The 26,330-nt window shown below is 60.6% G+C and carries 21 protein-coding genes; 12 read left to right on the forward strand and 9 right to left on the reverse strand.

Annotation, left to right across the window (positions count from 1 at the left end):
* The first annotated feature begins 4 nt into the window (after positions 1 to 4).
* Positions 5 to 859, forward strand: coding sequence for a universal stress protein (locus MRS74_RS17910; RefSeq protein ID WP_254581645.1), 855 nt, complete (start codon positions 5 to 7; stop codon positions 857 to 859).
* Between the two features lie 272 nt (positions 860 to 1,131).
* Here the strand turns inward: MRS74_RS17910 and MRS74_RS17915 are convergent, their stop codons facing one another.
* A complete protein-coding gene (locus MRS74_RS17915; RefSeq protein ID WP_254581646.1) occupies positions 1,132 to 4,917 on the reverse strand; it encodes a translocation/assembly module TamB domain-containing protein in 3,786 nt (1,261 codons plus the stop codon).
* Complete coding sequence (locus MRS74_RS17920; protein ID WP_254581647.1) at positions 4,914 to 6,695, reverse strand: autotransporter assembly complex protein TamA; 1,782 nt, start codon at positions 6,693 to 6,695, stop codon at positions 4,914 to 4,916. Before MRS74_RS17920 ends, MRS74_RS17915 begins: the two co-directional genes overlap by 4 nt.
* 314 nt (positions 6,696 to 7,009) lie before the next feature.
* On the opposite strand from MRS74_RS17920, the gene MRS74_RS17925 reads away from it, so the two are divergent.
* The 3 genes from MRS74_RS17925 to MRS74_RS17935 all read left to right on the forward strand — a co-directional run bounded on the left by MRS74_RS17925 (position 7,010) and on the right by MRS74_RS17935 (position 10,056).
* The gene (locus tag MRS74_RS17925; RefSeq protein WP_254581648.1) at positions 7,010 to 7,522 is read left to right on the forward strand and encodes a SixA phosphatase family protein; all 513 of its coding nucleotides are present in this window, start codon (positions 7,010 to 7,012) and stop codon (positions 7,520 to 7,522) included.
* A gap of 380 nt (positions 7,523 to 7,902) precedes the next feature.
* On the forward strand, positions 7,903 to 8,865 hold the full coding sequence (locus tag MRS74_RS17930; RefSeq protein WP_254581649.1) for an AEC family transporter: 963 nt from the start codon (positions 7,903 to 7,905) through the stop codon (positions 8,863 to 8,865).
* Between the two features lie 243 nt (positions 8,866 to 9,108).
* A complete protein-coding gene (locus tag MRS74_RS17935) occupies positions 9,109 to 10,056 on the forward strand; it encodes a hypothetical protein (protein ID WP_254581650.1) in 948 nt (315 codons plus the stop codon).
* 115 nt (positions 10,057 to 10,171) lie between these two features.
* Here the strand turns inward: MRS74_RS17935 and MRS74_RS17940 are convergent, their stop codons facing one another.
* The gene (locus tag MRS74_RS17940) at positions 10,172 to 10,552 is read right to left on the reverse strand and encodes a hypothetical protein (RefSeq protein WP_254581651.1); all 381 of its coding nucleotides are present in this window, start codon (positions 10,550 to 10,552) and stop codon (positions 10,172 to 10,174) included.
* Positions 10,553 to 10,722: 170 nt separating this feature from the next.
* Between MRS74_RS17940 and MRS74_RS17945 the strand changes: the two genes are divergently transcribed.
* From MRS74_RS17945 to MRS74_RS24055, 3 genes are all read left to right on the forward strand, one after another.
* Entirely contained in the window at positions 10,723 to 10,902 is a 180-nt protein-coding gene (locus tag MRS74_RS17945; protein WP_254581652.1) for a hypothetical protein, read from the forward strand.
* 162 nt (positions 10,903 to 11,064) lie between these two features.
* Positions 11,065 to 11,790: a FadR/GntR family transcriptional regulator gene (locus MRS74_RS17950; RefSeq protein WP_254581653.1), complete on the forward strand. Its 726-nt coding sequence runs from the start codon at positions 11,065 to 11,067 to the stop codon at positions 11,788 to 11,790.
* A gap of 266 nt (positions 11,791 to 12,056) precedes the next feature.
* The gene (locus MRS74_RS24055) at positions 12,057 to 14,711 is read left to right on the forward strand and encodes a GH32 C-terminal domain-containing protein (protein ID WP_306422010.1); all 2,655 of its coding nucleotides are present in this window, start codon (positions 12,057 to 12,059) and stop codon (positions 14,709 to 14,711) included.
* A gap of 195 nt (positions 14,712 to 14,906) precedes the next feature.
* Here the strand turns inward: MRS74_RS24055 and MRS74_RS17965 are convergent, their stop codons facing one another.
* Entirely contained in the window at positions 14,907 to 15,758 is an 852-nt protein-coding gene (locus MRS74_RS17965) for an amidohydrolase family protein (RefSeq protein ID WP_254581654.1), read from the reverse strand.
* A 46-nt stretch (positions 15,759 to 15,804) separates the two neighbouring features.
* A complete protein-coding gene (locus MRS74_RS17970) occupies positions 15,805 to 16,938 on the reverse strand; it encodes a mandelate racemase/muconate lactonizing enzyme family protein (protein ID WP_254581655.1) in 1,134 nt (377 codons plus the stop codon).
* Between the two features lie 488 nt (positions 16,939 to 17,426).
* Here MRS74_RS17970 and MRS74_RS17975 point away from each other — a divergent pair, with 488 nt between their 5' ends.
* From MRS74_RS17975 to MRS74_RS17995, 5 genes are all read left to right on the forward strand, one after another.
* Positions 17,427 to 18,407, forward strand: a complete 981-nt coding sequence (locus tag MRS74_RS17975; protein WP_254581656.1) for a TRAP transporter substrate-binding protein — start codon at positions 17,427 to 17,429, stop codon at positions 18,405 to 18,407.
* Between the two features lie 62 nt (positions 18,408 to 18,469).
* Entirely contained in the window at positions 18,470 to 18,967 is a 498-nt protein-coding gene (locus MRS74_RS17980; protein WP_254581657.1) for a TRAP transporter small permease, read from the forward strand.
* Position 18,968: 1 nt separating this feature from the next.
* A complete protein-coding gene (locus MRS74_RS17985; protein WP_254581658.1) occupies positions 18,969 to 20,249 on the forward strand; it encodes a TRAP transporter large permease in 1,281 nt (426 codons plus the stop codon).
* Between the two features lie 8 nt (positions 20,250 to 20,257).
* Positions 20,258 to 21,064 carry an NAD-dependent epimerase/dehydratase family protein gene (locus tag MRS74_RS17990; RefSeq protein WP_254581659.1) on the forward strand — a complete coding sequence of 269 codons (807 nt, stop codon included), beginning with the start codon at positions 20,258 to 20,260 and terminating at the stop codon, positions 21,062 to 21,064.
* Positions 21,065 to 21,165: 101 nt separating this feature from the next.
* Positions 21,166 to 21,795, forward strand: coding sequence for an SGNH/GDSL hydrolase family protein (locus tag MRS74_RS17995; RefSeq protein ID WP_254581660.1), 630 nt, complete (start codon positions 21,166 to 21,168; stop codon positions 21,793 to 21,795).
* Between the two features lie 208 nt (positions 21,796 to 22,003).
* Here MRS74_RS17995 and MRS74_RS18000 read toward each other — a convergent pair whose 3' ends face one another.
* From MRS74_RS18000 to MRS74_RS18015, 4 genes are all read right to left on the reverse strand, one after another.
* A complete protein-coding gene (locus MRS74_RS18000; protein WP_254581661.1) occupies positions 22,004 to 22,945 on the reverse strand; it encodes a 2-hydroxyacid dehydrogenase in 942 nt (313 codons plus the stop codon).
* Positions 22,946 to 23,011: 66 nt separating this feature from the next.
* The gene (locus tag MRS74_RS18005) at positions 23,012 to 23,314 is read right to left on the reverse strand and encodes an AEC family transporter (protein WP_254581662.1); all 303 of its coding nucleotides are present in this window, start codon (positions 23,312 to 23,314) and stop codon (positions 23,012 to 23,014) included.
* A 193-nt stretch (positions 23,315 to 23,507) separates the two neighbouring features.
* Positions 23,508 to 25,088: an aldehyde dehydrogenase (NADP(+)) gene (locus MRS74_RS18010; protein WP_254581663.1), complete on the reverse strand. Its 1,581-nt coding sequence runs from the start codon at positions 25,086 to 25,088 to the stop codon at positions 23,508 to 23,510.
* Positions 25,089 to 25,538: 450 nt separating this feature from the next.
* Positions 25,539 to 26,306, reverse strand: a complete 768-nt coding sequence (locus MRS74_RS18015) for a FadR/GntR family transcriptional regulator (protein WP_254581664.1) — start codon at positions 26,304 to 26,306, stop codon at positions 25,539 to 25,541.
* Positions 26,307 to 26,330: the final 24 nt, after the last annotated feature.

Genomic DNA, 26,330 nt, shown 5'->3' on the forward strand with positions numbered 1-26,330 from the left:
AAGCATGAATAACCCGAAAATATTGCTAACACCGCTGTCGACCAGCGGGCAGGTGGAAGAGCGCTTGCAAGGGGCTCTGGCTGTGGCCCAGTATTTTAAGGCACACCTGCAAGTGCTGCATGCCCAGGCAAGCCCTAGTCAATTCATGCCTAGGGGCGTCGTCGGGCTGTCACCGAAGCTTTTGCAGGAAATGGAAACCATTGCTGACAGCAGCTCCAAGAGTGATGCGCAAAAGCTGCAACAGTGCTTCGCTCAACTCGCCGCTGACAGCAACATCGCCCTCAGTGACTCCTGCCTGGCGGATGCAGCATCCGCCAGCTGGCACAATGTCGTGGGGCTGCGCAGCGAACAGCTAGCCCAGCAAGGCAAGGTTTCCGATCTGCTGATCATCCCCAAATCCAACAGCGGGATAGCGACATCAACACTGGAAGCCGCCCTGCTCTATAGCGGCAGGCCGGTGCTTGTGATGCCGCGTACCCAAACCGGCTTCAGCCCGACACGCATATCCATCGCCTGGAACAGCAGTACCGAAGCCGCTCGCGCAGTAGCGAATGCGTTACCCTTCCTGACGCGGGCGCAACAGGTGAGGATTCTCACCCTCGAGCACCGCGAGGAAAAGGAACCGAGCGCTCTTGCACTGCAGCACTACCTGGCGTGTCACGGTATCAACAGCCAAATCGAACACCTGAAACAGCGGAGTCACGATGGCGAAGACCTGCTCGATGCCACCAAAGCCGACAAGGCAGAGCTGATCGTTATGGGCGCCTACAGTCACAACCGCCTGCACCAGCAGGTATTCGGTGGCGTAACCCGACATGTTCTCGAACATGCCGAGATACCCGTACTGATGAGTCACTGAAACAAACAATGACAGCGAAAGCACACCAAGCCGGCAAAGGACAGAGGTCAACACCGGCCTTCAGGCGGTAACTGAAGAGCGCCCTTGTCGTGCCCGCAACCCAAACCCAAGGAGGTAAACCACCCTTAAATCGCACAACGAACGTAACTGGTTTTATGAGTGATTGCTCATTGGCACCGGCCCCGCTTCTGCGGGGCCAACTATTTGTGGCACAGGTTTTTCGCTTTCCTTCACCTTGCCACTTTTACTTCGCTCCTTGCACCTTTGCGTGGTTAACGCTCCAGTTGATAGAAAATATCGGCGCCGCTGCCGGTGGTGCTGGTGTTGGACTCGAACGACCAGCGGTCGGTGAGCTTGTAGCGCAGCAGGAAACTGGAGGCTGGCGACAGCAGGCCCACGCCGTATTTCACATAGAGCCTGGGGGACAGGTACTTGCCGATATAGAAGGAGGTTTCTTCCAGCGTATCGCCACCACCGACGCCCACTTCATCCACGTTAAGCGCATCGGCCAGGCGCTCGCCCACGGCATTGCCGCCCTTGCGCCCCATGGCAAGGGCCAGCTTGACCAGCATTTCCTGCTCGCTGGCAGAAGTCGTGCCCGGTGCCCGCCCCAGTATCAGGTAGGACAGCAGACTGGTGTCCGGCATGGCGGGCTCGGAGAACAGCGTCAGTTTGGGGACCCGCAGCGTGCCGCCCACCCGGGCGCCCACGGTCACCTCATCCACTTTGCGTTGTACGCGCATGTTGAGGCCGGGGTTATCCACAGGACCACCGGTATAAACGAAGCTGCCGCGGGATATATCCAGCTCCTGACCATAGAGCTCGTATTTGCCCGATGCGACATCGATATTGCCGGTCGCACGGGTGCCACGGCGGCTGTCTTCCTGCAGCGCCAGGCCGCCGGTCAAACGCCCGTTGAAACCAAAGGCATCCACCTGCACCTTGTCGCCCAGCGTGACCCGCAGCTTGAGATCCAGCTCAGGGCCGGCCAGCGGCGCCTCACCGACACCGGCAGCATTCACCACTACGGCATCGGGGGAGACGGACACCGCATTGCTCAGTTTGGGCGGCTTGATCAGCGCTTCCGGCACCTTCAGCTCGCCCCCCACCGAGATGGCGCCTTCGGTCATGCTGATCTCCATGTCGGGGGAGATAAACACTTGTATTTCCGGCGTTCCCACGGCCTGGAAACGCTCGCCGTTAATGCGGATCAGACCGCTCTGGGCCAGGGGCTCAACCTCGCCCGAGAGCGTCAGGGTGCCGCCACCGGAGGCCATGCTGCCGTCCAGCAGCAGGTATTCCGGCCGGGCCGGGTCATCCCGCAGCCGCAGGCTGATATCGGCCAGCGCGATACCCGCCGCCGGCAGCTCTATATTGCCGTTGTTAAGGTTCAGCTCGCCCTGAATCCGTGGCGCCGCCAGGTTACCGCCCAGGGCCAGATTACCCAGCACCTTGCCACTGCGCACCTTCATGTCCGGCACCAGCAACGAGAGAAACTTGAGATCTTCGATGGCCAGGGCAAGCTGCCCCTTGATCACACCGGCGCCGGCCAGGTCATCCACCGTCACCGAGCCCTGGACGCGGCCATCGACTTCATCCATCAGCAGATTCAGATCCAGCGCCGCTTTCTTGTCAGTACCGCTGGCACTGACGCGGGCATCGGTAAAGCTCACCTTGAGCCCTTCATCGGGCAGGGTCAGGCGTGTCTGATCCAGTGAAACCTGGGCGTCATAGGCCAGTGCACCCTTGGCCGAAAGGCTGCCGGAGGCCTTGGCATTAATCTGCCCGGTGATCTCGGTGGTGGCCGGCAGCCAGGGCGCCAGCAGCGTCAGCGGCAGGCCTTGCAGTGTCAGCCCGCCCTCACTTTTGCCCTCGGCCAGCCACTGGCCATCCAGACAGAGCCGACCCTGGCCACTTTTGGCATCAAGACAGAGCGCCTGGGCACGCGCCCTGTTGGCGGCGAGCTCCAGCGGCACCGGCGCCTGCAAACCCCAGGCACCGGCATCGGGCTGGGTTAGATCCAGCCGGGTGAGGGTACCGCGCCACTGCTGCTTGTCCTGCAGCCCGCCCTTAAGCGCCAGGCTGAGCTGGGCGGCTTTGGCGTCCAGATCCAGTGTCAGGCTGTGATCCTTCTCCAGCCCGCTGCCCTGCAGGCTCAGGCTGCGGACCGGCTGCCCGGCCAGCAGCAGATCCTCGGCCTTGAGGTCGATTCTGGCCGGCGTTTTCCAGCCCAGATCCAGCGCCACTGTACCGCCGATTTTCTCCAGCTGATATTGGCTGAAACGCAGCTGGCTACCCTGAATGCTGGCATTTATCTGGGGCGCCTGGGCGGTGCCGCCCAGGGTACCGCCGGCCTTGATAGACCCCGCCGCCTGGGGCAGTAGCGCCGCCAGGTCGCTGGCCAGCAGCTGCCAGTCCAGCGCCAGCTTGTCCGCCGCCTGCCCCTGGACGTTCAATTTGGCGTTACCCCAACCCAGCGCGAGTTCAGGGATATCCAGCGCCGTGCCCTTTACCTTGATCTGGCCGCTGCCGCTCAGCGCCTGCTGCCGCAAGCTGCCCGAGAGCGCGGCTAATTCCAGCTGCGCGCGGGGCTCGCCATCCACCAGCTGCCCCTGGGTTTTCAGGTTCAGCCCAATGGCGCCTTTCCAGTCGGGCCACTGCAGGCCTGGGTTGATCTTGTCGGCACGCACCTGCAAATCCCACACCGGTTGCGGAGTCCAGCCGGCGCTACCCTCCAGCACCAGCTGACCGCCGAGGGTGTCGAGGGTCAAGGCCAGTACCGGCATACTCTCCAGGCTGCCTTCGCCTGCCAGCGTCACGCCCGTGGCCGGCAGGCCTTCGCCACTGACCTTGCCATCCAGCCTGAGGCTGTAGTCACTCAGCGGACCGGTGATTTTCAGTGTGCCGCTCTCGCTGGCAAACTGCGCCGGCAGCTGGGCCGACAACGGATAGCGCAGGCCTGTCCAGCCCAGCGTCACATCCAGCTCGGGCGTTTGCTGCAACCCCAGCACAGTGCCAGACAGGTTAAGATCAGCGCCGCTTTGCGGCAGCAGGATTTGCGCCCGCGCAAGGCTCAGCTGTTCGGTGGTGGCATCCAGGCTGCTGTTGAGGGTCAGCGGACCGACATCGGGCAGGCTGCCCACGAGCGCGATATCGCCCCCGGCCGAGGCCAGATCACCCTTGAGGTTAACCGAACCGCTCACCAGATGACCGCCAAGCGCGGCGGCAAAGGGCGCCGGATCGAACCGGGCCAGATCCAGTGCCAGCTGCCAGCTGATCTCGCCCAGGGGCCGGGACACCCGGGCCTGCAGCGCCGCGTCCGCCAACCCCTGCAGCTGCTGCTCCAGCGTCAGCACTGCCGCATCACCCAGCAGTTCCCCCCCCAGGGTACCGCTGCCGCTGATCACGCCGCGTTCGGGAATCAGTGCGCTCCAGTCAAGCTGGAATGCCAGCGGATAGTTGCCGGCGGCGGTCAGTTCGCCACTGAGGCTCAGCTCGCCCTGGGGCGCCTTGATACTGAAACGATCCAGTATCACGCGCTCCAGTTCATTGTGTGCCCCCAGCGCCACGGCCTCGATCAGGATGGGCTCGGTACTGCCTGCAGGATGAATCCGCACACCATGGCCGTAGATTTCGCCGATCTGTATCGCCAGCGGCAGCTGCACCGAATCCGGCAGCGCCAACGGGCCGGCAGGCTCTGGCTCTGCCGACGCCTCGTCGGTGGCAGCAGGCGGCAGCCAGAGGTCCAGCTCCTCCACGCCCAGACGATCCAGTTCGATCCGGCCACTGAGCAGCGCCGCCGGGTGCCAGACGAACTCGATGCGCCCCGCTTCGACCCGCAGATCGTTCAGCTGGTAATTCAGGCCTCTTATTTCAACCTGTTGCAGCAGGGCGCCGTTAAGCGCGCTGTAACTCAACTGACCCGGAATCAGCGGCTGCAGCTGATTAAACAGGACGCGGGTACCCTTCTCGGTCAGGCCTATGGCAGCAATGGCCGCCAGCAACAACAGAATCAGTACCAGCAGGCTTAACAGAATGCGCAGTGTCCAGCGCTTCATAGATCAGGACCCAGGGTGAAATGAATGCGAAAGCCCGACTCATCCAGCGGTTTGGCCAGGTCGACCCGCACAGGGCCGATAGGCGACTGCCAGCGCACCCCGATACCCGCGCCGTTTTTCAGCGGTTCGGACAGCGAATCCAGCGAGTTGCCGGCATCAAAGAAGGCTGCCACACGCCAACTCTCGGCTACCCGATAATCCACCTCGGCACTGCCCACCAGCAGGTAGCGACCGCCGACAACGTCACCGTTGCTGCCCGTCGGGCCCAGCTGCTTGTAATCGTATCCACGCACACTGTTGTCGCCACCGGCAAAGAAACGGTGCGACGAGGGCATTAGATCAAAATTATCCATGGCGGTTACACCCAGCTCGGCACGGGTGAGCAGGCGGGTGCGGTTGTTCAGCGTCAGCACATGCTTGCCCTTCACCTGGGCCTGCACAAAATCGGCCTCGGACAGCAGCACTTCGCTGGCGGCATCCAGCTGCAGCGACAGCCGGTAACCGCGGGTCGGGTTGAGCGGGTTATCGGTACTAGTGGTCGACCAGCGCATGCCGGGGATCAGAAAACTGGTGCTGCTGGTTTCAGCATCCAGCGTGAAGCGCTCCTGCTCCCAGTCGACCGACAGCAGCCGCTGCCAGGGGCCGAGCTGCTTTTGCCACAATAGGCCCAGGCTGAGAATTTCGCTGTCGGTGCTATCGGTCAGCTCGGTTTCCCACGCCATACGGGCACTGTAGCGGTCGGTCTGCGGCTTCTCGCCGGGGATGTTGTACTGCACCGCCGCGGTGGAATCGACTTCGGACAGCTGAATCAGGCTACTGAAACTGTGGCCCCTTGTATTGATCCAGCGCCGGTTGAGACTGGCACTGACACGCGCCCCGGTATCGGTACCGTAACCGGCGCCAAAGCGGTACGCAGTGCGCTTGTTGGGCTCGAGCTCCACGTCGATCGGCACCACCTGATCAACCGCCTTGTCCCAGTTCGGCTGCACCTCCACGCGGCTGAAATAGTCACTCTCCGTCAGCCCGCGCTGCAGCTCGAGCAGCCTGCCGCTGGAAACAGGATCGCCCTCTTTAAAGGGGACATAACGTGACAACAGGGTCTGGCCCACCGGCGCCTCGGAAAAATTAACCGCACCAATGCGATAACGCGGGCCTGAATCCAGCACCAGTTCTATATCGGCCTGGTTCAGTTCGGGATTGATCAGCAACTGCTGCCGGCTCAACACCGCTTCGTAATAGCCCCGCTCGGAGGCCAGCGACTGCAGTCGACTTTTAAGGGCTTCATAATCGGCATGGCGCAGCGCCTGCCCCTTTTGCAGCCGGTTATCCGCCAGCGCCTGCACAAACTGCGGGTCGGCTTCGGCTTCACCGGTGACAACGACGTTGATGTTTTCCAGCCGCACCTGCTCGCCGGGATCCACCTGGTAGCGCGCCAGCCACTGCCTGGGCTCATTGATCAATTCGGTCTTGATGGTGGGCTGATAGTAGCCAAAGGGCTGCAGAGCAGTACGAATCTGTTCTTCGGCCTGGCGGTGCAGATACTGCAACCGGCTCGCCATGGGCGCGGTTTCACCCTTGATACGCTCAATCGCCAGAAAGGCACGAATATTGTCGGCCAGTTCGCCCGGCAAATCCCCGTTCAGCCCCTCAACCTCCACCGCCAGGGTGCGCTCTGCCACAACTTGCTCATGCTGGGCCGCTGTCGCCAGCGCAGGCGTACACAGCAGGGTGCTCAGCACACCCCTGAGCAGCCATCCTGGCCATTTTTTAGTGTTCACTCGATTAGCCTTTATAGTCATCTTTAACTCGCGCAGCGCCACGATACCGCAGAAACGCCCGTGGACAGGGCCGCAGAGCCCCAGCTTACCGAGTTTTATCAGTGGGGGGTAACGCGCGGGATGTCCGGCGACAAAAAAACAGTACATTAACAGTGAAAACAGCATTAAAACGGTTGTACGCAGCCCAACCCCATTCGGACCATTGAGCCAGGCTAAACAATGCTTCTGCACAGGGCAGAAGACCACCCCACTCACTGGTATTTCCACCACTTTCGACCAATACTGCTACGAAGTCCCGCCACCTGGCAATCACCATGAAAAAGCTCACGCTGATCCGGCATTCCAAGTCCAGCTGGGCCGATCCCTTGCTGAATGACATAGACCGCCCGCTGAACAAGCGCGGCGAAAGCGACCTGCCACTGATGGCCAAGCGGGTGCGCGATTTCGGTCTCTTCCCCGATCGCATCCTGACCAGCGGCGCGCTGCGCGCCCTGACCACCGCCGAAGCCCTGGCCGACACCCTGGAACTCGGCTCCGAGCAGCTGCACGAATTGCCGGACCTGTACGAGTCCTGCAGCGAAACCCTGTTGCATGTGCTGCAACAGCAGCCCGATCACTGCCATCACCTGATGCTGGTGGGACATTCACCGGGCCTCGACAGCCTGGCCTACTACCTGACCCACGAAGCGCTGCAAAAATTCCCGACCTCGGCCGTGCTGCACATTCATCTGAGCATTACCCGCTGGTGCGAACTGGCCGACTCCTGCGGCACCCGGGAACTGTTCGACTACCCCAAACTACATAGGGGGCTGTCCGACAATACTTAACCTACTGCGAACCACCTGGCTCTTTAACACCAAGAAGGGCTGTTTTTTGTGTCGTTTTTTACTCGTCGCAGGCTCCTCGGTCTGCGACCCCGCTAAAGCGGTTCTTTCCACTTCGTTCCAAGTGTTAAGTAGAACCACTATTCACAAGCCACATCCCTGTAGCCTGCCCGGAGGGCAGCTAACGCTGTGCAAATCGGCTATCCTGCAGATTTATTGCCTTAAAACACCGCAAAAACCAGCTCAAATCAACCGGCTCTCGCTACGGCCAGCATTATCGGACAGCCTCCCAGACCCACTGATCACGCAGTTGCAGCAACTTCTATGCTCAAGGCTGTGCCGCTGGGGTACACTACAGCCCCGCCACCCATCCGGAGCTTAGAGTGGAACTCTACCTGCAATCACTGCAGTTCACCGCCGGCATCGTTACCCCCATTTTCGTTATTGTGCTGCTGGGTTTCCTGCTGCGCCGCCAACGCCTGATCGACGATGCCTTTATCAATACCTCGTCACGGCTGGTCTTTATGGTGGCCCTGCCGACGCTGGTGTTCATGTCCATCGCCCGCACGGACTTCCAGGCGGTGTTCAACCCCGCGCTGCTGGGATTCGTGTTTCTCGCCACCCTGCTGAGTTTCGTCGCCATCTGGTGGCTGGCGGCACGCCGGATTACAGTAGCCGCAGATCTGGGCGCCTTTGTTCAGGGCGCCTTTCGCAGCAATTTCGGCATTATCGGCATGGCGCTGAGTTACAACCTGTTCGGCAACAGCGGCCTGAGCCAGGCGGCGATGATACTGGCGCTGGTGATCCCCATGTACAACGTGCTGTCGGTGGTGGTGCTGACCGTCACCGCGAACCACGGCAGCGCCGGCCCCGTCAGCCTGAGCGGCATCCTGCGCGCCATCGCACTGAATCCGCTGATTATCGCCGTGGCACTGGCCCTGCCGTTTTCCTATTTCGGCCTGCACCTGCCCGCGGTGCTGGACACCACCGGTAAATACTTCGCCAATCTCACCCTGCCCCTGGCACTGCTGGCCATCGGCGGCGCGCTGGACCTGAAAAGCCTGCGCAACAGCTCACTCACCGCCTTCTGGGCCACCCTCACCAAGCTGCTGATTCTGCCGCTGCTGATGGTGCCCATCGCCGCCGCACTGGGTTTCAGCGGTACTGAACTGGTGCTGCTGTTCGTGCTCTTCTCCAGCCCCACCGCCGCCGCGGCTTTTGTTATGGCCCGGGCCATGGGCGCCAATGCCCAGCTGACGGCCAATATCATTCTGACCACGACGCTGGGGTCGATCGTCACCGTCTCGGCCGGCGTCTTCGGGTTGCGCTTAGCCGGCGTGATCTGAGTGGGACTGCCGCTTGGCGCCCCGCAGGATCGTGCCAGCCGCAGCCCGCCGAATAAAGTCGGAATTACTACTTTCAGACGACCAATTTCATCCCCCAGGGCAATTCAGTGCCTCATCAGCACCCTTTAAGGTAAAGAGAACACCGGTAACAGATGCGCCGTTTTCACGTTCATCTGTCCTCGCACCAGCGCACGCACAGGTGCGCCACCGGTAAATCTCGACGTCAAGTCCCCGGGGTGCCATGTGAACAAAAAGCGCCTGACCCTGCGTTTCTGGCAGTATCTGAAAATAACCAGGAGCATGCTGCTGGCCGCTGCATTGATCCTCTTCGGGCCGATACCGGTTTTTGCCGCCTGGTCAGGACAGGACTCCGCAATCGCGCCCGCCGTCGACATCACCATAGCCCCCGGCCACTGGGGCAACGTACGGGGGGGCGAAATTCGCACGCTGCTGTCGTCTGTAGCCGATACCTTTATGACCTATACAGGCCGCCCCGCGGTTGCGCCGCTGCGCATCAGGGTAATGCCCCGCAACGGCTCGCCCCGGGTACTCTACGAACGCGGTGCCGACGGGGAATACCTGGTTCTTCTAAGCGCCCGGGACCAGCGCTGGTACCAGTATGCCTACCAGTTTTCCCATGAGCTGTGCCATATCCTGTCCAACTTTGACCATAAGAACAGTAACGACAGTGGCGAGGTCGTGACCGGCAACCAATGGTTCGAAGAGTCGTTATGCGAGACGGCATCACTGTTCACTTTGCGGCGCCTCGCCAGGAGCTGGGAGCAGCAGCCCCCATCGCGCAACTGGATAGGCTACGCGCCTGTTTTCGCCGCATACGCCCAGCATCTGCTGGAGCAGCAGCATAGACATCTGGCGGGCAATACCACGCTGGCGAACTGGTACCGGCAACATGAGGAAAGTCTGCAGGCAACGCCCTACCAGCGGGACAAGAACGAAGTCGTGGCGACGCAATTACTTGCGCTGTTCGAGCGGGATCCGATGCGATGGCGTGCGATTCGACATCTAAACCCGCTCAGGGGCAGCGCGGAAAAAGCCTTTGCGGACTATCTGAATGACTGGCAGAGCGCTTGCCCCGTCCAGGTGGGGGGCATCGTACAACAGACCAGAGCGCTTTTCGGCCTCGAAAGACACCTGCCTGAGACGCCATCGCTTATGCTTACAAGGAATTGACGCCCCTGGCTTCGTAACCGCGGGGCCATTATCGGGCAGATATGGAAATGCCCTGCGTTTAACGTGCTGCAAAAGCACTTGCTGAATCACCGGGTTTATCGCCCGGCAGGCTTCGCTATTCGTAATGCTGATGCTCCCAAATATCACGATTGACACTGTCCACATAGTTATTGAACCACATTGAGCCCGTGTCCGGTGGCAGAAAGCTGTTCACATAGCCATCGAACCCGATCACCGGCCCCTCGGGGCCTGCCGCGCCATACGCCTCCCGGGCATCCTTGGCGGCAATATCCTGATTGAGTTCAGCTACGTAGTACTCGAACCACAGTGAACCTGTGTCCCGACCGGACATGGTTCCCACCATGTGATCAAAAGCAGTATCCGATCCGCTCTGGGCCTGCGCCTGCGCCTGCGCCTGCGCCTGAGGCAGCGCATAGACAGTCATGGTGGCAGTCAGGGCCACCACGAGGGTTAACATTGATCTGCCGGTATTCATGTTACAACCTCCAAACGATTCAAAATATCAGCGGGTCTGCAGCTCCACGCATCGGCGGGACAGCGCCCACTGCAGTCTTCTTGTGCAGTGCAAAATCCCCTCCCTTATACAGGGTATAGCGCGACACGCGCTCAAGGTCAAAACGCCAGCGCCGCCTGGATCAGAGCCAAATGAAGCTGTTTCAGGTTGCGGAAAATCGGCAGATTCACATGCAGGCAATAGCCGCCCTCGCGTTTTTGCTAAAAGCGACCCGGCAGGCGCTTTACGAGGGCATTGGACACGCGAATATCTCCCCCCTCTCCCCTCTCCCCTGGAACCCAACAGCACATCATCAGACAACCATCCTTTAATGACCACAGCGATATAAAAAGACGGGTTCCCTGGCGATTGACCAAAACGCATGAAACTTAAGGGAATTAGACGACATAGCGTCCAACCACAGCCTGTTCAAGTACAAAACCGAGGAGGGAATGTGGTACGATCACTTGAACAAATTGGACAGAGATACCGCCATGAACCCGCCACCCGCTGCGTCGCCGAACGACCCTGACGGTACGCAGCGCAAGCGCCCCCGCAACCTCGCCCAGGGACTGGTGCAGGAGCTGAGACAGCAGATTGCAACGGGCACACTCCAGCTAGGCGACAAACTGCCCACCGAGTCCTCCATCATGGCACAGCAGAGTGTCAGCCGGACCGTGGTACGTGAGGCATTGCAACGCCTGCAGGCAGCAGGACTGGTGGAAACCCGGCACGGCGTGGGCACTTTTGTCATCGCCAAGCCCAGCGAAGGCAAACCGCTGCCGGATGTTGTCGTCGATTCGGTGCAGGATGCGGTGGCCATTCTGGAGTTACGCCTTAGCCTGGAGATCGAAACAGCAGGGCTGGCCGCGGAGCGCCGGACAGAGGCGCAGCTGCAGGCAATCAGAGAGGCGTTAAAAACACTGCAGGACTGCGAAGCCAGGGACGACCAGGCGGCCGCCAATGCCGACCTGCAGTTCCATCTGCGCATTGCCGAGGCAACCGGAAACCATTATTTCATCGATATCATGAACCACCTCAAAGATTCGCTGGTACCGCGCAAGCGTATCCAGTCCGAGCGGGTCAATCATGAACACGAAGAGGTGGTGGCGGCGATTGCACGCCAGGACTCCTATGCGGCGCGCGCCGCCATGCGCCTGCATCTGACCAACAGCCGCGAACGCTTCCTGACACTCAACAACGATAATCGCGGCGCCTGAACACCCCAGGGCGCCGTGCCGCCTTTACGCGGGCTTTTTTGCGCGTGAGCCGCTCGACGCCAAGCGATAACCCCCTCGGGCTTTGTTACAACAACTTGCAACAATTGAAATAATGCAGACATGCGGCGGTAACAGTCTCGTGCTGACGCCCCTGCGACGCGATTTTGTCGCCCCCCCCCGGCTCGGTTACGGGGAGGGCCGGTCAGGATCGGCCGGGGCATCGCATCCAGAAATAACAAAAACAAACAAATCAGGACAGAGACAGCATGAGCAGATACAGCAAGCCGATGGCACTGGCCCTCGGCATGGCGGCGCTGGCCGCTGCCGCAGCGTCGCCTGCAGAAGAACCCACCTACCGGGAGCGCTTCCGGCCCCAGTTTCACTACACCCCCGCCCAAAACTGGATGAATGATCCCAATGGTCTGGTGTATTACCAGGGTGAGTATCATTTGTTCTACCAGTTCAACCCCTTCGGCAATACCTGGGGCAACATGTCCTGGGGCCATGCCGTGAGTCGGGACCTGCTGCACTGGGACGAACTGCCGGTCGCGCTAATGTCCGACCCGGAAGATCCGGACGCCGACCAGGAACAGTACTTCTCGGGCGGCGCGGTGATCGACTGGAATAACAGCAGCGGCTTCGGAACCCTCGGCAATCCGCCGATGGTGGCGATATACACCAGCTGGTTTCCCAACGGCAAACCGGCCGGCGCGCCCTGCGACGAGGCCTATGCCAGGGCCGGCCTGTGCCTGCCGCCGGGTTCGCAGGTGCAGTCCATCGCCTACAGCCTGGATAGCGGCCGCTCCTGGACGCCTTATGCCCAAAACCCGGTGATCAATGGCTGGACACACCCGTCGGGCGTTCCCAATCCGCGTGAATTCCGCGATCCCAAGGTGTTCTGGCACGAGGATTCGCAACAGTGGGTGATGGCGACGGTGCTGGCGACCGACCACCGGGTGCGGTTTTTCGGCTCGCCGGACCTGAAGGCCTGGCATTTCCTCAGCGACTTCGGCCCGGCCAACGCCACCGGCGGCATATGGGAGGTGCCGGACCTGTTCGAGTTGCCGGTCGACGGCAACCCGAACGACACCCGCTGGATGCTGGTCGTCAATCTCAATCCCGGTGCGATTGCCGGCGGCTCGGGCGCGCAGTACTTCGTCGGCGATTTCGACGGGGTCGAGTTTCACGCCGAGAACATCTATGACGACCTGCCGCCGGCCGGTGTGCCCTTCGAAACCTTCGACGGCCCCGGCACTTACGCCGAGCGCGGCTGGGACACCACCGAGGATTTCCTCGGCCTGGCGCCCGCGGTCGGCGCCTTGCCGGGACAGCAGGAAGTATCGGGCTACCGTGGCGACGGCCTGGCCAACACCTTTATATTCGGCGACGCGGCGACCGGCTCCCTGACGTCGCCGCCGTTCACGATCGACGGCTTCAGCCACATCAACCTGCTGGTCGGTGGTGGCCGGCATCCGCACGATCCCGCAGCCGGCGACGGCACGGTGCCGGACGGCGAGCTGCTGTTTCCCGGCGCCGATTTCGAAGGTCCCGACGGGGTTACCTACGCAGAGCTGGGCTGGACACCCAGTGGCGTGTTCGTCGGCGAGGGTCCCGTGCTGGGCGGCCCCTGGGACCCGGGTTACGTCGGCGAGCGTCACCTGCAGAGCTATATCGGCAGCGACGCGGCAGTGGGAACCCTGGTATCGCCGTTTTTCCAGATCGAGCGCGACTACATCAATTTCGTCATCGGCAGCGGTAACCACCCCTATCCGGACCAGGCCACGGCGGTGGTGCTGCGGGTAGACGGCCAGGTGGTGCGCACCGCCACCGGGAAAAATGACCCGACCATGGACTGGGTCGCCTGGGATGTGCGGGAGTTCGCCGGCAAGTCCGCTACGATCGAGATCATCGATCAGAACAGCGGCGGCTGGGGGCACGTGTCCGCAGATCACTTCTTCCAGTCCGATGCACCGGCACTGCCACGCCCGACCGAAACCACGGTCAGCCTGCTGGTCGACGGCGAGGTGGTGCGCTCGGCCACCGGCGAAAACAGCGAGCGGCTGCAATGGGCGTCCTGGAACGTTGATGCCTTCGCCGGTCAGGAAGCCAGGATCCGCATCCTCGACAAGAACGAGGGCGGCTGGGGGCATATCATGGTGGACGATATCCGCTTTGCCGATGAAGCCGTGAAGCGCGCCGACTGGATCGATTACGGCAAGGATTTCTACGCGGTGGTGTCCTACGAGAACATGCCGGGCGGTGATCGCGTCTGGCTGGGCTGGATGAACAACTGGAACTACGCCAACGACATTCCGACCGCGCCCTGGCGCAGCGCCCAGAGCCTGCCACGGGATGTCGGCCTGCGGAGTACGGCCGACGGCAAAGTGGAGCTGGTGCAGACGCCGATCATCGAGCTGGCGCAGCTGCGCCGCGGACCGGTCTTTGCCCTGGGAAAACGGCGCGTGACAGAAGGCCAGCACCTGCTTGACGGCAAGGGGGCACGCGGCAAGGCGGTAGAGATCAAGGCGGAATTCGAGCCCGGCAGTGCGACCCGCTTCGGTCTCAAATTGCGCGTGGGTGACGGCGAGGAGACCCTGGTGGGCTACGACATCGAGCTCGGCGAGCTGTTCGTCGACCGCAGCCGGGCACAGGCCGCCGATGTCGACGGTTTCCATCCGGACTTCGCCGGACGCCACGCCAGCCCGCTGCAACTGGAAGACGGGAAACTGACGCTGCATATCCTGCTCGACTGGTCTTCGGTCGAGGTGTTCGCAGGGGACGGCAGCCGGGTGATCACCGATCGGATCTTCCCAAGTGATGACAGCGACCGCATCGCACTCTTCGCCGAAGGTGGTGATGCAGTGCTCAAGTCGTTGCGCATCCAGCCGCTCGCCTCCATCCACGAAAACGCGTCAGACTGACAAGCCTGGCAGCCGGGGGACTATTCCCCCGGCATGCCGTCGAGTTCCGTGCCAGGAAGATAAAAACGATGACTTGCTCATCGGCAGCGTTTTCGGCATCGCGAAGATGGCCGCCTTCCCCGGCAGAGTGAGATGAACCGCTTTGCAGGCAGGCTTTTAAGCAGCCCTTTAAGTAAGTAAGCAACGCCGGGACTTTCAACTGAAATCGTACAGATCCCTCGGGTTGTGCACGAAAATCCTCTCCAGCGTGGCCGTATCCGGCATCCAGCCACACACAGTATCGAGCAGCACCGCATCATCCGGTGCACCTTCAACCGACTGGCTCACATGCGGCCAGTTGCTGGCCCAGAGCACCCGCTCCGGCGCATGGGCAATCAGCGCGCGCGACAACGCCGCGGTGTCGGCATAGTCAGGCCCACCGCTATGGGACGATTCGTAGCAGGCGGCGATCTTCACGTAGCAGTTACCCTTGTCCATCAGCTTGAGCAGGGCCTGGAATTCCGGGTCCTGCGGCGTTACCGGCCCCAGGAACTTGCCGATGTGATCGATAATGAAGGGGTTGTCGAGTTGCGCTAGCAATGCCACATGATCAAGCATCTCGCGACCGTCAAACTGGACGATACAGTGCCAGCCAAATTCACGGATACGGGCATTCACCGCCAGCAGGTGCTCCAGGCCGACGGCCCCTCCGGGCAACTGCATGATCCTTGCCCCCCGCACACCACGCTGATGCATGCTGGCCAGCTCCGAGACCGGCGTATCGGGTGTCACCACAGCCACGCCGCGGGCCTGTGCGCCAAAGGCATCCAGCGCCTCCAGAATACAGCGGTTGTCGTCCCGGTAGGCGTTCGCCTGCACGATCACGACCTGCTCCAGCCCCAGCCAGCGCTGCAGGCGGCGATACTCATCGATGCCAGGACAATCCGGTGGAATCAGCGGTCCCGGCGTGAGCTGCGGGTATTGCGGCGCATACAGGTGCATATGGGTATCGACACTGCGTGCCGGCAGGCGGGTTCGCGGTGCCTGCCCTTCGAGTTTGCGTGACATTTCAATTCCTCTGTTGTTCGCGAGGCCCAGGCCCCGGAATGATCGATCAGGACCTGACCCTGAACCGTTCCAGGGCATCGCGGTTGATCTCGATGCCAAGACCCGGCCCGTCGGGTATACGAACCCTGCCGGCCTCGAGACGGATCGGCTCCATGAGCAGGCAGTCGCGCATCGGGTTACTGCTTTGATCGAACTCCAGCAACGCCGTCTGTGCCTCAAAGGCCGGCGGAGACGGTGGCAGGATCGCATGGAAGTGCAGGCCGGCGGCCAGCGCCACATCGGTTCCCCAGATATGGGGGACGCAGCGTACGCCGTAGATATCGCACAGGGTCAGCAGGCGACGCGCCTCACTGAGCCCGCCGACACCGCCGACATCCGGCTGCAGGATATCGACAGCCTCCTGACGCAATGCCTCGGCGATACCCCAGCGCGTATGCCAGGTTTCACCGCCGGCAATCGGAATGCGGTTGAGTTCTCGCAGCCGCCGGTAGCTGGACAGCGCCTCCGGGACCACAGGCTCCTCGAACCAGTCGATACCATAGGGCTCGGCAAGCTGGATAACCCGCGTAGCCGCCACCGCATCATAGCCATGGTTGGCATCAATCATCAGGCGGATATCGGGCCCGATCAGCTCACGTACCGCAGCAATCGATTCGATATCGAGTGCGATACCAAAACCGATCTTTATCTTGATGGCACCAAAGCCTGCATCAAGGAAGCCCTGAACCTCACGCTTGAGCGTGCTGATGCGATCGAGCCCGACCTGCCGAAAGCCGCCGGTAGCATAGGCCGGCACCGAGGTTCGAAAGGCACCGCCCATCAACTGACTGACAGGGGCCTGGTAAAATTTGCCGCACAGATCCCAGAGCGCGATATCGATACCGCTGATCGCATTGACCGTGGCGCCTCGCTGCCCCTGATCGCGGAACTGGTTGTACAGCTCCAGCCAGATAGGCTCGATATCCAGCGCCGAGCGGCCCAGCAGCAGCGGCGTCATTGCCGCCACTATAGCGGCATTGATCTGCGGGTTGCCAAGGCATTCCCCCCAGCCCACCAGACCGTTGTCACAACGAATCTCGACCAGCAGATGGCGGCGCACCTCGAAGCGCATGGCGGAGGATTCAAACGGCTGTTCCAGCGGATGTTCGAGTATGTGTGTCGTAACGCCTGCAATGCGCATCAGCCTGCCCGCCTGTTGCAGGGCAGCGGGGTAGTCTCGTGAAGCACAGATAGGCGCCTATATTCAGTGATACATACGACCAGGCGATTCGGGTTCGTCATGTTGTGCTCTCCGCTGATACGGTTATTGAAGTAGGCCACAAAGACATACGACATCTTACGACAACAAGGGGTTCAGTCAACAGTCATACGATAACAAATATTTTTAAGATCCTCCCGCAAAAGACCAGAAATCTCAAAAAAAAACAAAAAAACACCGATAAATAACTATAAAACAACATATTAGGTAAAGTTAAAGCAAATACGGCCGCACAGGAAAGGCACACCCAGGAAGTCAATCACTTAAATATGACATCGTATGACTATTGTTTGTCATACAACTTCATGGTACAAAATAACGGCCACAGACAAGAGCGAACGGGGATTGGCGAATTGACGATCCCCGACGTCATACAACAACAAGGTCGAACCCCACCAGGAGTCACAACAATGATAAAGCGCTTTGTAGGTCACACCGTCTGCTTAAGCATGCTGGCGTCCAGCCTGATGCTGGCCACCCCCGCCCAGGCTGAATTGAAAGGCTGGAACGGTCACCCGCCGGATTACCCTGTCTCCATGGCAATGGACGACTTCGGCAAGCTGCTGAGTGAACGTACAGATGGGCGACTCACTGCCAGAACCTACCACTCGGCTCAGCTGGGCGAGCAGGATGATGCGATCGAACAGATCCAGTTCGGGGGCATCGACTATGCCGTTTTCAACCTTGTTCCGCTCAATAACATTATCCCGGCCACCCAGGCGACGACCCTGCCCTACGCGTTCAAGTCAGTCGATCATATGCACCGCGTCATGGATGGCCCCGTAGGCGCCGAAATTGCCGCCGCCATGGCATCGGCCAATATGGTGGGCCTGGCGTGGTACGACAGCGGCGCGCGTTCCTTCTATGCGAACAAGCCACTGAATTCAATTGCCGACCTCAAGGGCATGAAAATTCGCGTCCAGAATTCCGATGTCAACGTCGCGATGGTTGAAGCGCTCGGCGCCAATGCCACGCCCATTCCGTACGGTGAGGTGTACACGGCCATCCAGTCGGGGGTTGTCGATGGCGCCGAAAACAACTGGCCGTCGTATGAGTCCAGTGGCCACTACGAGGCTGCCAAGCACTACATTCTCGATCAGCATACGATAGTGCCGGAAGTCTTCGTCGTGAACAAAAGCACCTGGGAGGGCCTGAGTGCCGAAGACCAGGCGGTCGTACGCCAGGCCGCCATCGACAGCGCCGTACTGCAACGCACACTCTGGGCTGAGCGCGAAGCCAAGTCGGAGCAGCTGGTACGCGACGCCGGCAACACCATTGTCGAACTGGAAGACAAGAGTGCCTTCATCAACGCCATGAAGCCTGTCTATGAACAGTTCGCTGCCGATCCGGCGATACGCGATATTCTGGACAAGATCCAGGCCGTTGACTAAAGGCTCCCGATGCCCGGCGGCCTCGGCCGCCGGGCAATCTGTCAGTGCGGAGGTAACTTGATATGCGCTGGAAATTCAATGACTGGATAGCATCAGCCGCGGTATTTATCGGCTGCCTGTCCCTGATCGGTCTGGTCGGCCTGATCGGCTACCAGGTCTGGGGGCGCTATGTGCTGAACGACTCGCCCACCTGGGCCGAAAGCCTTGCGCTGATGCTGGTCCTGATGGTGTCACTGCCCATAGCCGCCCTGGGGCTACGCGAAAACTTTCATCTGGGTATCTCCTTTTTCCTGGAAAGACTGTCGCCCAAACTTCAGCGTGGCGTGGAATTCGTCAATGCACTGGTGCTCTGCGGCTTCGGCGCGTCAATGGCCTGGTATTCAACCGACCTGGTGATAGGCACCTGGAACCGGCAGATTCCGCTTCTGGGCCTGCCACAAGGTCTCAAGTACGTGCCGCTGGTCATCTGCGGCTCACTGATTGTTCTGTTCATGCTGGAGCGTATGGCGGGCCTGCTCATGCTCAAGCCTGCCATGCCGGCACTGCCCGAGGAAAGCTGATATGGGTCTGTTCGTTCTACTGGGGGCATTCACCCTGGCAATGATGGCCGGCATCCCCATTGCCTTTGCACTGGGCATTTCGGCACTGGCTGCAGCGCTCGTGGAAGGCTTGCCTGAACTGATCGTGTTTCAGCGAATGGTGTCGGGCATGAGCGGCTTTACGCTGCTGGCCATCCCTTTTTTCGTTTTCGCCGGCGAACTGATGATGCATGGCGGTATTGCACTGCGGCTGGTGCGTTTTGCAGAAACGCTGGTGGGCCAGGTGCGCGGCGGCCTGGGTGTCGTCAACGTCCTCAGTTCAATGCTGTTTGGCGGGATTTCCGGGTCTGCGGTGGCAGACACCTCCGCGCTGGGATCGGTCATGATTCCGATGATGCGCGAAAAGGGCTACAGGGATGATTATTCCGTTAACGTGACGGTGACCTCCTCTATCGCCGGCATCATGATTCCTCCCAGCCACAACATGATTCTGTACGCGCTGGCAGCCGGCGGCGGCATATCCATTCCGGCCCTGTTTCTGGCCGGCATCATGCCAGGCATCCTGATGTGCGTCATGCTGGCGGTTGCCGCCTATGTGGTTGCCATAAAGCAAGGCTACCCTTCCAGCGAGTTCCCGGGATGGAGGGCCGTTGCCATTGCCGCGGCGTCTGCCCTGCCCGGATTTTTTACGGCCGTGGTCATTATTGGCGGTGTGCTGTCCGGTATTTTTACCGTCACGGAATCCGCTGCCATCGGTGCTATCTGGGCCCTGTTCGTTACCCTGCTCATCTACCGCTCCCTGAGCTGGAACGCCTTCAGGCAAAGCCTGACCCAGGCCATCCGCACCACGGCGCTGGTCATGATTCTGGTGGGCTCTGCCACTGCCTTTGCCTACTTCCTGGCGCTCTACCATGTACCCGAGAAAATCATGACGCTGATGCTGTCGATATCGGACAGCAAGATCATGATCCTGCTCATGGTGAACCTTGCGCTGCTGATTCTGGGCATGTTCATGGACATGGCTGCGCTCATCCTGATCTGTACACCGATATTCCTGCCGGTTGTGCGCGAATACGGTGTCGATCCCGTTCAGTTCGGCATGATCCTGATGATGAACCTGGGGCTCGGGCTGACAACGCCACCGGTGGGCGGCTGTCTGTTCGTCGGTTGCGCCGTCGCCAAGGTACGTATCGAAAGCGTGCTTAAAACCATATGGCCCTTCTATGCAGCGATTCTTGTTGCACTGCTGCTGACAACCTATATACCCGCAGTATCCCTGACACTGCCAAGCCTGTTGCTGTAGGAATTACGATGTTAAAAAAACTTTTGATTACCGGAGCGGCCGGCGGCCTGGGTCGCCTCGCCCGCGAAAACCTGGCGGATTTTGCTGAAACCCTCAGGCTCACCGACATTACCGCTCTGACGCCTGTATCGGATGCAGAAGAAGTCATGTGCGGCGACCTGGGCGACAGCGCCTTTGTGGACCGCCTGGTCGAGGGCTGCGATGGCATTCTTCACCTGGGCGGCATCTCGGTCGAGAACCATTTCGACGCGATTCTGAATGCCAATATTGTCGGCATCCACAATCTGTACAGCGCGGCGCAGAAGCACGGCCAGCCCCGCATCCTCTTTGCCAGCTCGAATCACACCATCGGTTTCCATAAGCCGTCGACACGGCTGGACGCCAGCTCTGTCACGCGACCCGACAGCTATTATGGTGTGTCCAAGTGTTTCGGCGAGGCCGTGGCGAGCATGTATCACGACAAACTTGGGCAGGAGACCGCCATAGTGCGCATCGGCTCCTGTTACCCCCAGCCGCAGGATGTTCGCATGCTGAGCACCTGGCTGAGCCCGCGTGATTTCATGGCGCTGACCCGACAGGTATTCAGGGTTCCCGTGCTGGGCTGCCCGGTGATCTACGGGGTATCCGCCAACAAGGATACCTGGTGGGACAACCATGCTGTGAAACACCTCGGCTGGGAGCCGCAGGACAGCTCCGAAACCTATCGGGCACAAGTGGAAGCCCGGGCGGCGGAGCAGGGTCAGACCCCGGACACTTTGCTCCAGTATCAGGGCGGCAACTTTGCCCTGGCCCCGCTGATGCAGAAGGACGGTTGACCCACCGAGCACAAGGATGACGCCGGAAGGCGTCATCCTTGCCCTGCGCCATAAGCCGCCCCCCCACACCTGCTTCAACCACCCAGCCAGAGAGAGTCAGCATGAAAACAGTGCTTTGTTTTGGAGATTCCAATACCTGGGGCCATCGCCCCGACGGCTCGGGTCGCTATGCGCTGGATGAACGCTGGCCAGGCGTGATGGAGGCCGTGCTGGGGGAAGGGTTCCGGGTTCTGGTCGAGGGTCTGGGTGGCCGCACGACCGTCCACGACGATCCTATAGATGGAGCTCATCTCAACGGGCTGAACTATCTGACCCCCTGCCTGGCATCACAGAAGCCGGTTGACCTGGTGGTGATCATGCTGGGCACCAACGATCTCAAGCACCGCTTCAGCGTGCTGGCGGATGATATCGCCCGCGCGGCGGGTCGACTTGTGGAGAGGGTTCAAGGCAGCGATGCGGGGCCACAGGGTGCGGCACCCGCTGTGCTGCTGGTGGCGCCGGCGCCGATTCTGGAAGTCGGTGCTGTGGGCACCCGCTTCACCGGCGGCCGGATAAAATCCCAGCTGTTCAGCACGACCTATGCCGCCGTGGCCGACGAGCTGGGATGCCATTTCCTGGATGCCGGTAATCACATCGTCTCTTCGCAGATCGATGGCATCCATCTGGATCTGGACGCGCACCTTGAACTTGGAAAAGTTATTGCCAAGCACGTCCGCGAGATTCTGATCTAAGGCTGGAAACCCCTACTTCTATTGGCTGAAAAGTGGCCATACCCGAGGGCATCGATCGTCCCTTGAGTGAAAGCAGACGTCAACGCACGTCACTCTCCGACGGCATGAGTTTAAGCAACTGCACAGGATCGACAGCGCAGGCTCCGGCTGGCGCCAGAACCCGATGTCGGCCCAGTAACGGACAATAATGCCGCCAGGCCTGCCACTTTCAGAGCACCGGCGTCACCAGCTCGCCGCGACTGATAAAGGCCGCCAGGTTTTCAAACACCAGCTCCTCCATCTGCCGGCGGGTTTCATGGGTGCCACTGCCGATATGGGGCAACAGCACCAGCTGTGGCAGATCCAGCAACTCGGCCGGCACCTGCGGCTCCTCGGCAAACACGTCCAGCGCGGCGCTGCCCAGACGCCCGTCCAGCAGCAATTCCACCAGCGCCGGCTGATCCACCACTGAGCCACGGGCAACATTGATCAGGGTCCCCCTGGGGCCGAGCGCCGCCAGCACTTCGCGGCTGACCAGCCCCTCAGTGGAGGGGCCGCCAACACAGGTCAGCACCAGGTAATCGGCCCAGCTCGCCAGCTCAACCAAGGAAGACTCATAGCCATAACTGACCGCCGGGTCCTCGCGCCTATTGTGGTAGCGGATATCCATATCAAAACCCGATGCACGCTTGGCAACGCACTTGCCGATTCGACCCAGCCCCAGAATGCCGAGGCGCTTGCCACTGACCCGGCTGCCCAGTGGAAACGGTTGCTGCCCCCAATGCCCGCTGCGCACAAAGCGATCGCCTGCTGCGATGCGCCGGGCCGAGGAAATCATCAGCCCCAGGGCCAGGTCCGCCACGCAGTCATTGAGCACATCCGGCGTATTGCTAACGCGAATGTTACGGGCACGGGCCGCATCCATATCGATCGGGTCATAGCCGACGCCAAAACTGATGATGGCCTTGAGATTGGGCAGAGCAGCCATGACCTCGGCGCTGCAGCCATAGCGGGCCGAGGTCACGATGATGTCAACCCGGCGGCCTGTTTCACGCAAAAAGGCGTCGCGGTCCTGCTGTTCCCAGATGCGGTCTGTTGCATGGAGCGAACTCAGCCGATCATTGAAGGCGTCCGTCAGGGGACCCATTTGCAGTATGTTTGGCGTATTCATGATGACCTCTTGGTGGTTTGATAATGTGGGCTGGAGCCTGTCATGGCCTTGGGAGTAATGGCAGTGTCAGACCAGGCCCCAGTACTGCAACAGGTAAAGACCGAGCATGATGGTAATAACGGAAAGCAGGGTCGCCAGGCAGAAATAGCCGATAAGCCTGGGCTGCAGCGCCGTTGCAAGATCCGCCTTCAGGATGCCGAGAAACAGCAAGGTCGGCATGGTGGCCCTGAAGGCCAGGGTCGACGCCGTATTGATAAAGGCATCATCGATCAGGTCGATTTTCTTCAGCAGCATGCCCAGCAGCCCCATGGTGAACACGGGGCCGATGACGGCAAAAATCTGGCTCAGCACGGCAAGGGAATTATCCATCGGGCGTCTTGTCCCTGGCTGTCGATGATTCAGGTAGGCAGACCCTAACGAGGCCCGCCGCCCGCATTAAATGCGCACCAAACTGCACAGATAAAAAAGCCCCGCACATGCGAGGCCTTACGGACGGCTAGCGTCCTGACAGGTTCAGCACCTGGCAGCCCACCGGGCCGCCAGGCAGTGCAGTATCGACGCCTCAGCCGATATCGTTCTGACCGTCCAGCAGCCGGCGCACGCCCAGCGGGTTCTCATCGCGCAGGGCCAGCGGCAACAGCGCCTGCGGCAGGTCCTGGTAGCTGACCGGACGCAAAAAGCGCTCAATGGCAGCGCTGCCCACCGACGTCGAACGGCTGTCCGAGGTCGCAGGATAGGGGCCGCCATGCACCATGGCATGGCAGACCTCCACCCCGGTGGGGTAACCGTTGCACAGGAGTCGGCCGGCCTTGCGCTCCAGCACCGGCAACAGGGCCTGCGCCAGGGCCAGGTCTGCGTCATCCAGCTGCAGGGTGGCGGTCAGCTGGCCTTCCAGGTGCTCAGCCACCTGGGCGAACTCGTCCGTGCTGCGGCACTTGATCACCAGCGAGCTGGCGCCAAAGATCTCCGCCCCCAGGCTTTCGTCGGTCAGGAAAGCCTGGGCCGTGGTGACATAGAGCCCGGCCTGGCACTGGTTCGGCCCCTGCCCGGCGATACCCGACCCCACCGCGGCGACGGCGGTATTGCTGTTCAGCTGAGTCACGCCCTCGCTGTAGGCCTGGTGGATGCCGGGCGTCAGCATGGTCTGGGCGGCCACATCGGCCAGCGCCGCGGCAGCGGTGTGCAAAAAGGCATCCAGCGCCGCGCCTTCCTGCGCTATCACCAGACCCGGATTGGTGCAGAACTGACCTGCACCCATGGCCAGCGAGCCGACAAATCCCCTGGCGATGGATTCGCCGCGGGCCTGCAGGGCCGCCGGCAGCAGGAACACCGGGTTAATGCTGCTCATTTCGGCGTACACCGGAATGGGTTCGGCGCGGTTGGCGGCAATCTGCATCAGCGCGGTACCGCCGCTGCGTGAACCGGTAAAGCCCACCGCCTTGATGGCCGGGTGGGCCACCAGTGCCGAACCCACTTCACGGCCAGAACCGAACAGCAGCGAGAACACGCCTTCCGGCAGGCCGGCATCCGCCACCGCCTGCTGAATCGCCCGGCCCACCAGCTCGGAGGTACCCGGATGCGCCGAATGCGCCTTGACCACCACCGGACAACCAGCCGCCAGAGCCGAGGCGGTATCGCCACCGGCGACCGAGAATGCCAGCGGGAAGTTGCTGGCACCAAATACCGCCACTGGTCCCAGCGGGATCTTGCGCAGGCGCAGGTCGGCACGCGGCAGCGGCGCCCGCTCCGGCAACGCAGGATCGATGCGCACATCCAGCCAGTTGCCGGCGCGCACCACCGATGCGAACAGGCGCAGCTGCCCCATGGTGCGGCCGCGCTCGCCTTCAATGCGTGCCCGCGGCAGGCCGGACTCGGCCATGGCCCGCTCGACCAGCGTATCGCCCAGCGCCAGGATGTTGTCGGCAATCGCCTCCAGAAACAGGGCCCGCGTTTGCGGCAAGGTTTCCCGGTAACCGTCAAACGCCTGCCAGGCCAGTGCGCAGGCCTGGTTGACCTCGTCGCCGGAACCGCCCCCAAAGGCCGGCTGCATCTGCTCGCCGCTGGCCGGATTGATGGCATGAATCGCCTGAAGACTGCCGCGAACAGCGCGGGCACCGATCAGCATTTCACCTGTAATTTGCATAGAAAACCTCCTGCGGAATTTAACCTGGCTGCCAAAAGAGCGCAGCGATGCCTGCAACCTGCCAACGGACAGGCAACCGGATAAATGGGTATTTACGGGCCCCGATTCCGGGGCGGGCATGCGAAAATAAAAACTTACAAAATCTGTATCAAGGGACTGCCGGGCAGTCTCTCTCCTGGCGCTTTACTTCAGAAGTTTCTAACTCTGAACTCTCTAATTCCGAGCTCTCTAATTCCGAACTCTCTAATTCCGGAAATTCTAACCCTGAATATTCTGGTGCCTGATTTCCAGGCGCCAAATTTCCGGTCACCAAAGCTATCTGTCAGGCACACCGGGCATCAGCTTCAAAACCATGTCCATCCTGCAATAAGACACTTGGCACTGAAAAGCTCGTCAAACACCTAAACTCAAGTCTTAAAATATGACCTTGAGCATCAGGGTTTAAAAACATCAATCAAACGAACTGTTTCTTTTGTATTTTTCATACAAATGATAAGCCCGGTACAGATGCTGATGCATGGCCTGGCGAGCAGCCTCCGGATTTTTCGATTTTATCGCCGCGACTATATCGGAATGTTCCTTTTCAATCCGGTCCAGATACTCTTCAGACGCGGCCTGGTCGATATTGCTATCGACGATACTGGTGCGCGGAATAATATTTTTATTGAATTGCTCATAGAAACTCTTGAAGAACGGGTTTTTACTGGCCGCCGCTATACTCAGGTGAAAGTCGTAATCTTCCTTGCGCGCCATCTTGTGCTCAAGGCGGGCCTGATGAAAGGCTTCCATCGTGGTTTCGATATGCTGCATATCGTCGTCGTCCCGGCGCAGTGCCGCCAGCTCGCAGGCCGCGGTTTCAACCACCAGGCGCAGTTCGAGAATGTGCAGGATATCCTCGACCGCCGTCGGATTGATGGTATGGGCGTAAAAGGTTTCAGCCGGCGAATTACGCAGCACCGTCGTCCCGACCCCGCGTTTGGTTTCGACCAGGCCGAGCGACTTGAGCTGCGTGATCGCTTCGCGAATAACGGTACGGCTGACACCGAACATGTCGCACAGGGCATTTTCAGTGGGCAGCTTCTGCCCTACGCTGATTTTGCCCTGGGACAGCATGTTTTCCAGCTGACTGGCCACATTGCTCGAAAGGCTGCCAGATTGGCGCACGCGCTGAACCTGGAAGTCATCTGTGCCGGTGGTCAAATTATTCTGGCTGGTCATCAGTGCTGTCCGATGTCGTTATTC

Source organism: Marinobacterium sedimentorum, assembly GCF_024267675.1.
GTDB lineage: Bacteria > Pseudomonadota > Gammaproteobacteria > Pseudomonadales > Balneatricaceae > Marinobacterium_A > Marinobacterium_A sedimentorum.

Bases quoted from the DNA above. Each gene is read 5' to 3' on its own strand.
- MRS74_RS17945 (WP_254581652.1), top strand. From the start codon at position 10,723: ATGAAGCTGTTTCAGGTTGCGGAAAATCGGCAGATTCACATGCAGGCA.
- MRS74_RS18000 (WP_254581661.1), bottom strand. From the start codon at position 22,945: ATGAATACGCCAAACATACTGCAAATGGGTCCCCTGACGGACGCCTTC.
- MRS74_RS18015 (WP_254581664.1), bottom strand. From the start codon at position 26,306: ATGACCAGCCAGAATAATTTGACCACCGGCACAGATGACTTCCAGGTT.
- MRS74_RS17915 (WP_254581646.1), bottom strand. From the start codon at position 4,917: ATGAAGCGCTGGACACTGCGCATTCTGTTAAGCCTGCTGGTACTGATT.
- MRS74_RS17995 (WP_254581660.1), top strand. From the start codon at position 21,166: ATGAAAACAGTGCTTTGTTTTGGAGATTCCAATACCTGGGGCCATCGC.
- MRS74_RS17965 (WP_254581654.1), bottom strand. From the start codon at position 15,758: ATGTCACGCAAACTCGAAGGGCAGGCACCGCGAACCCGCCTGCCGGCA.
- MRS74_RS17970 (WP_254581655.1), bottom strand. From the start codon at position 16,938: ATGCGCATTGCAGGCGTTACGACACACATACTCGAACATCCGCTGGAA.
- MRS74_RS18005 (WP_254581662.1), bottom strand. From the start codon at position 23,314: ATGGATAATTCCCTTGCCGTGCTGAGCCAGATTTTTGCCGTCATCGGC.
- MRS74_RS17925 (WP_254581648.1), top strand. From the start codon at position 7,010: ATGAAAAAGCTCACGCTGATCCGGCATTCCAAGTCCAGCTGGGCCGAT.
- MRS74_RS17910 (WP_254581645.1), top strand. From the start codon at position 5: ATGAATAACCCGAAAATATTGCTAACACCGCTGTCGACCAGCGGGCAG.
- MRS74_RS17990 (WP_254581659.1), top strand. From the start codon at position 20,258: ATGTTAAAAAAACTTTTGATTACCGGAGCGGCCGGCGGCCTGGGTCGC.
- MRS74_RS17940 (WP_254581651.1), bottom strand. From the start codon at position 10,552: ATGAATACCGGCAGATCAATGTTAACCCTCGTGGTGGCCCTGACTGCC.
- MRS74_RS24055 (WP_306422010.1), top strand. From the start codon at position 12,057: ATGAGCAGATACAGCAAGCCGATGGCACTGGCCCTCGGCATGGCGGCG.
- MRS74_RS18010 (WP_254581663.1), bottom strand. From the start codon at position 25,088: ATGCAAATTACAGGTGAAATGCTGATCGGTGCCCGCGCTGTTCGCGGC.
- MRS74_RS17980 (WP_254581657.1), top strand. From the start codon at position 18,470: ATGCGCTGGAAATTCAATGACTGGATAGCATCAGCCGCGGTATTTATC.
- MRS74_RS17975 (WP_254581656.1), top strand. From the start codon at position 17,427: ATGATAAAGCGCTTTGTAGGTCACACCGTCTGCTTAAGCATGCTGGCG.
- MRS74_RS17985 (WP_254581658.1), top strand. From the start codon at position 18,969: ATGGGTCTGTTCGTTCTACTGGGGGCATTCACCCTGGCAATGATGGCC.
- MRS74_RS17950 (WP_254581653.1), top strand. From the start codon at position 11,065: ATGAACCCGCCACCCGCTGCGTCGCCGAACGACCCTGACGGTACGCAG.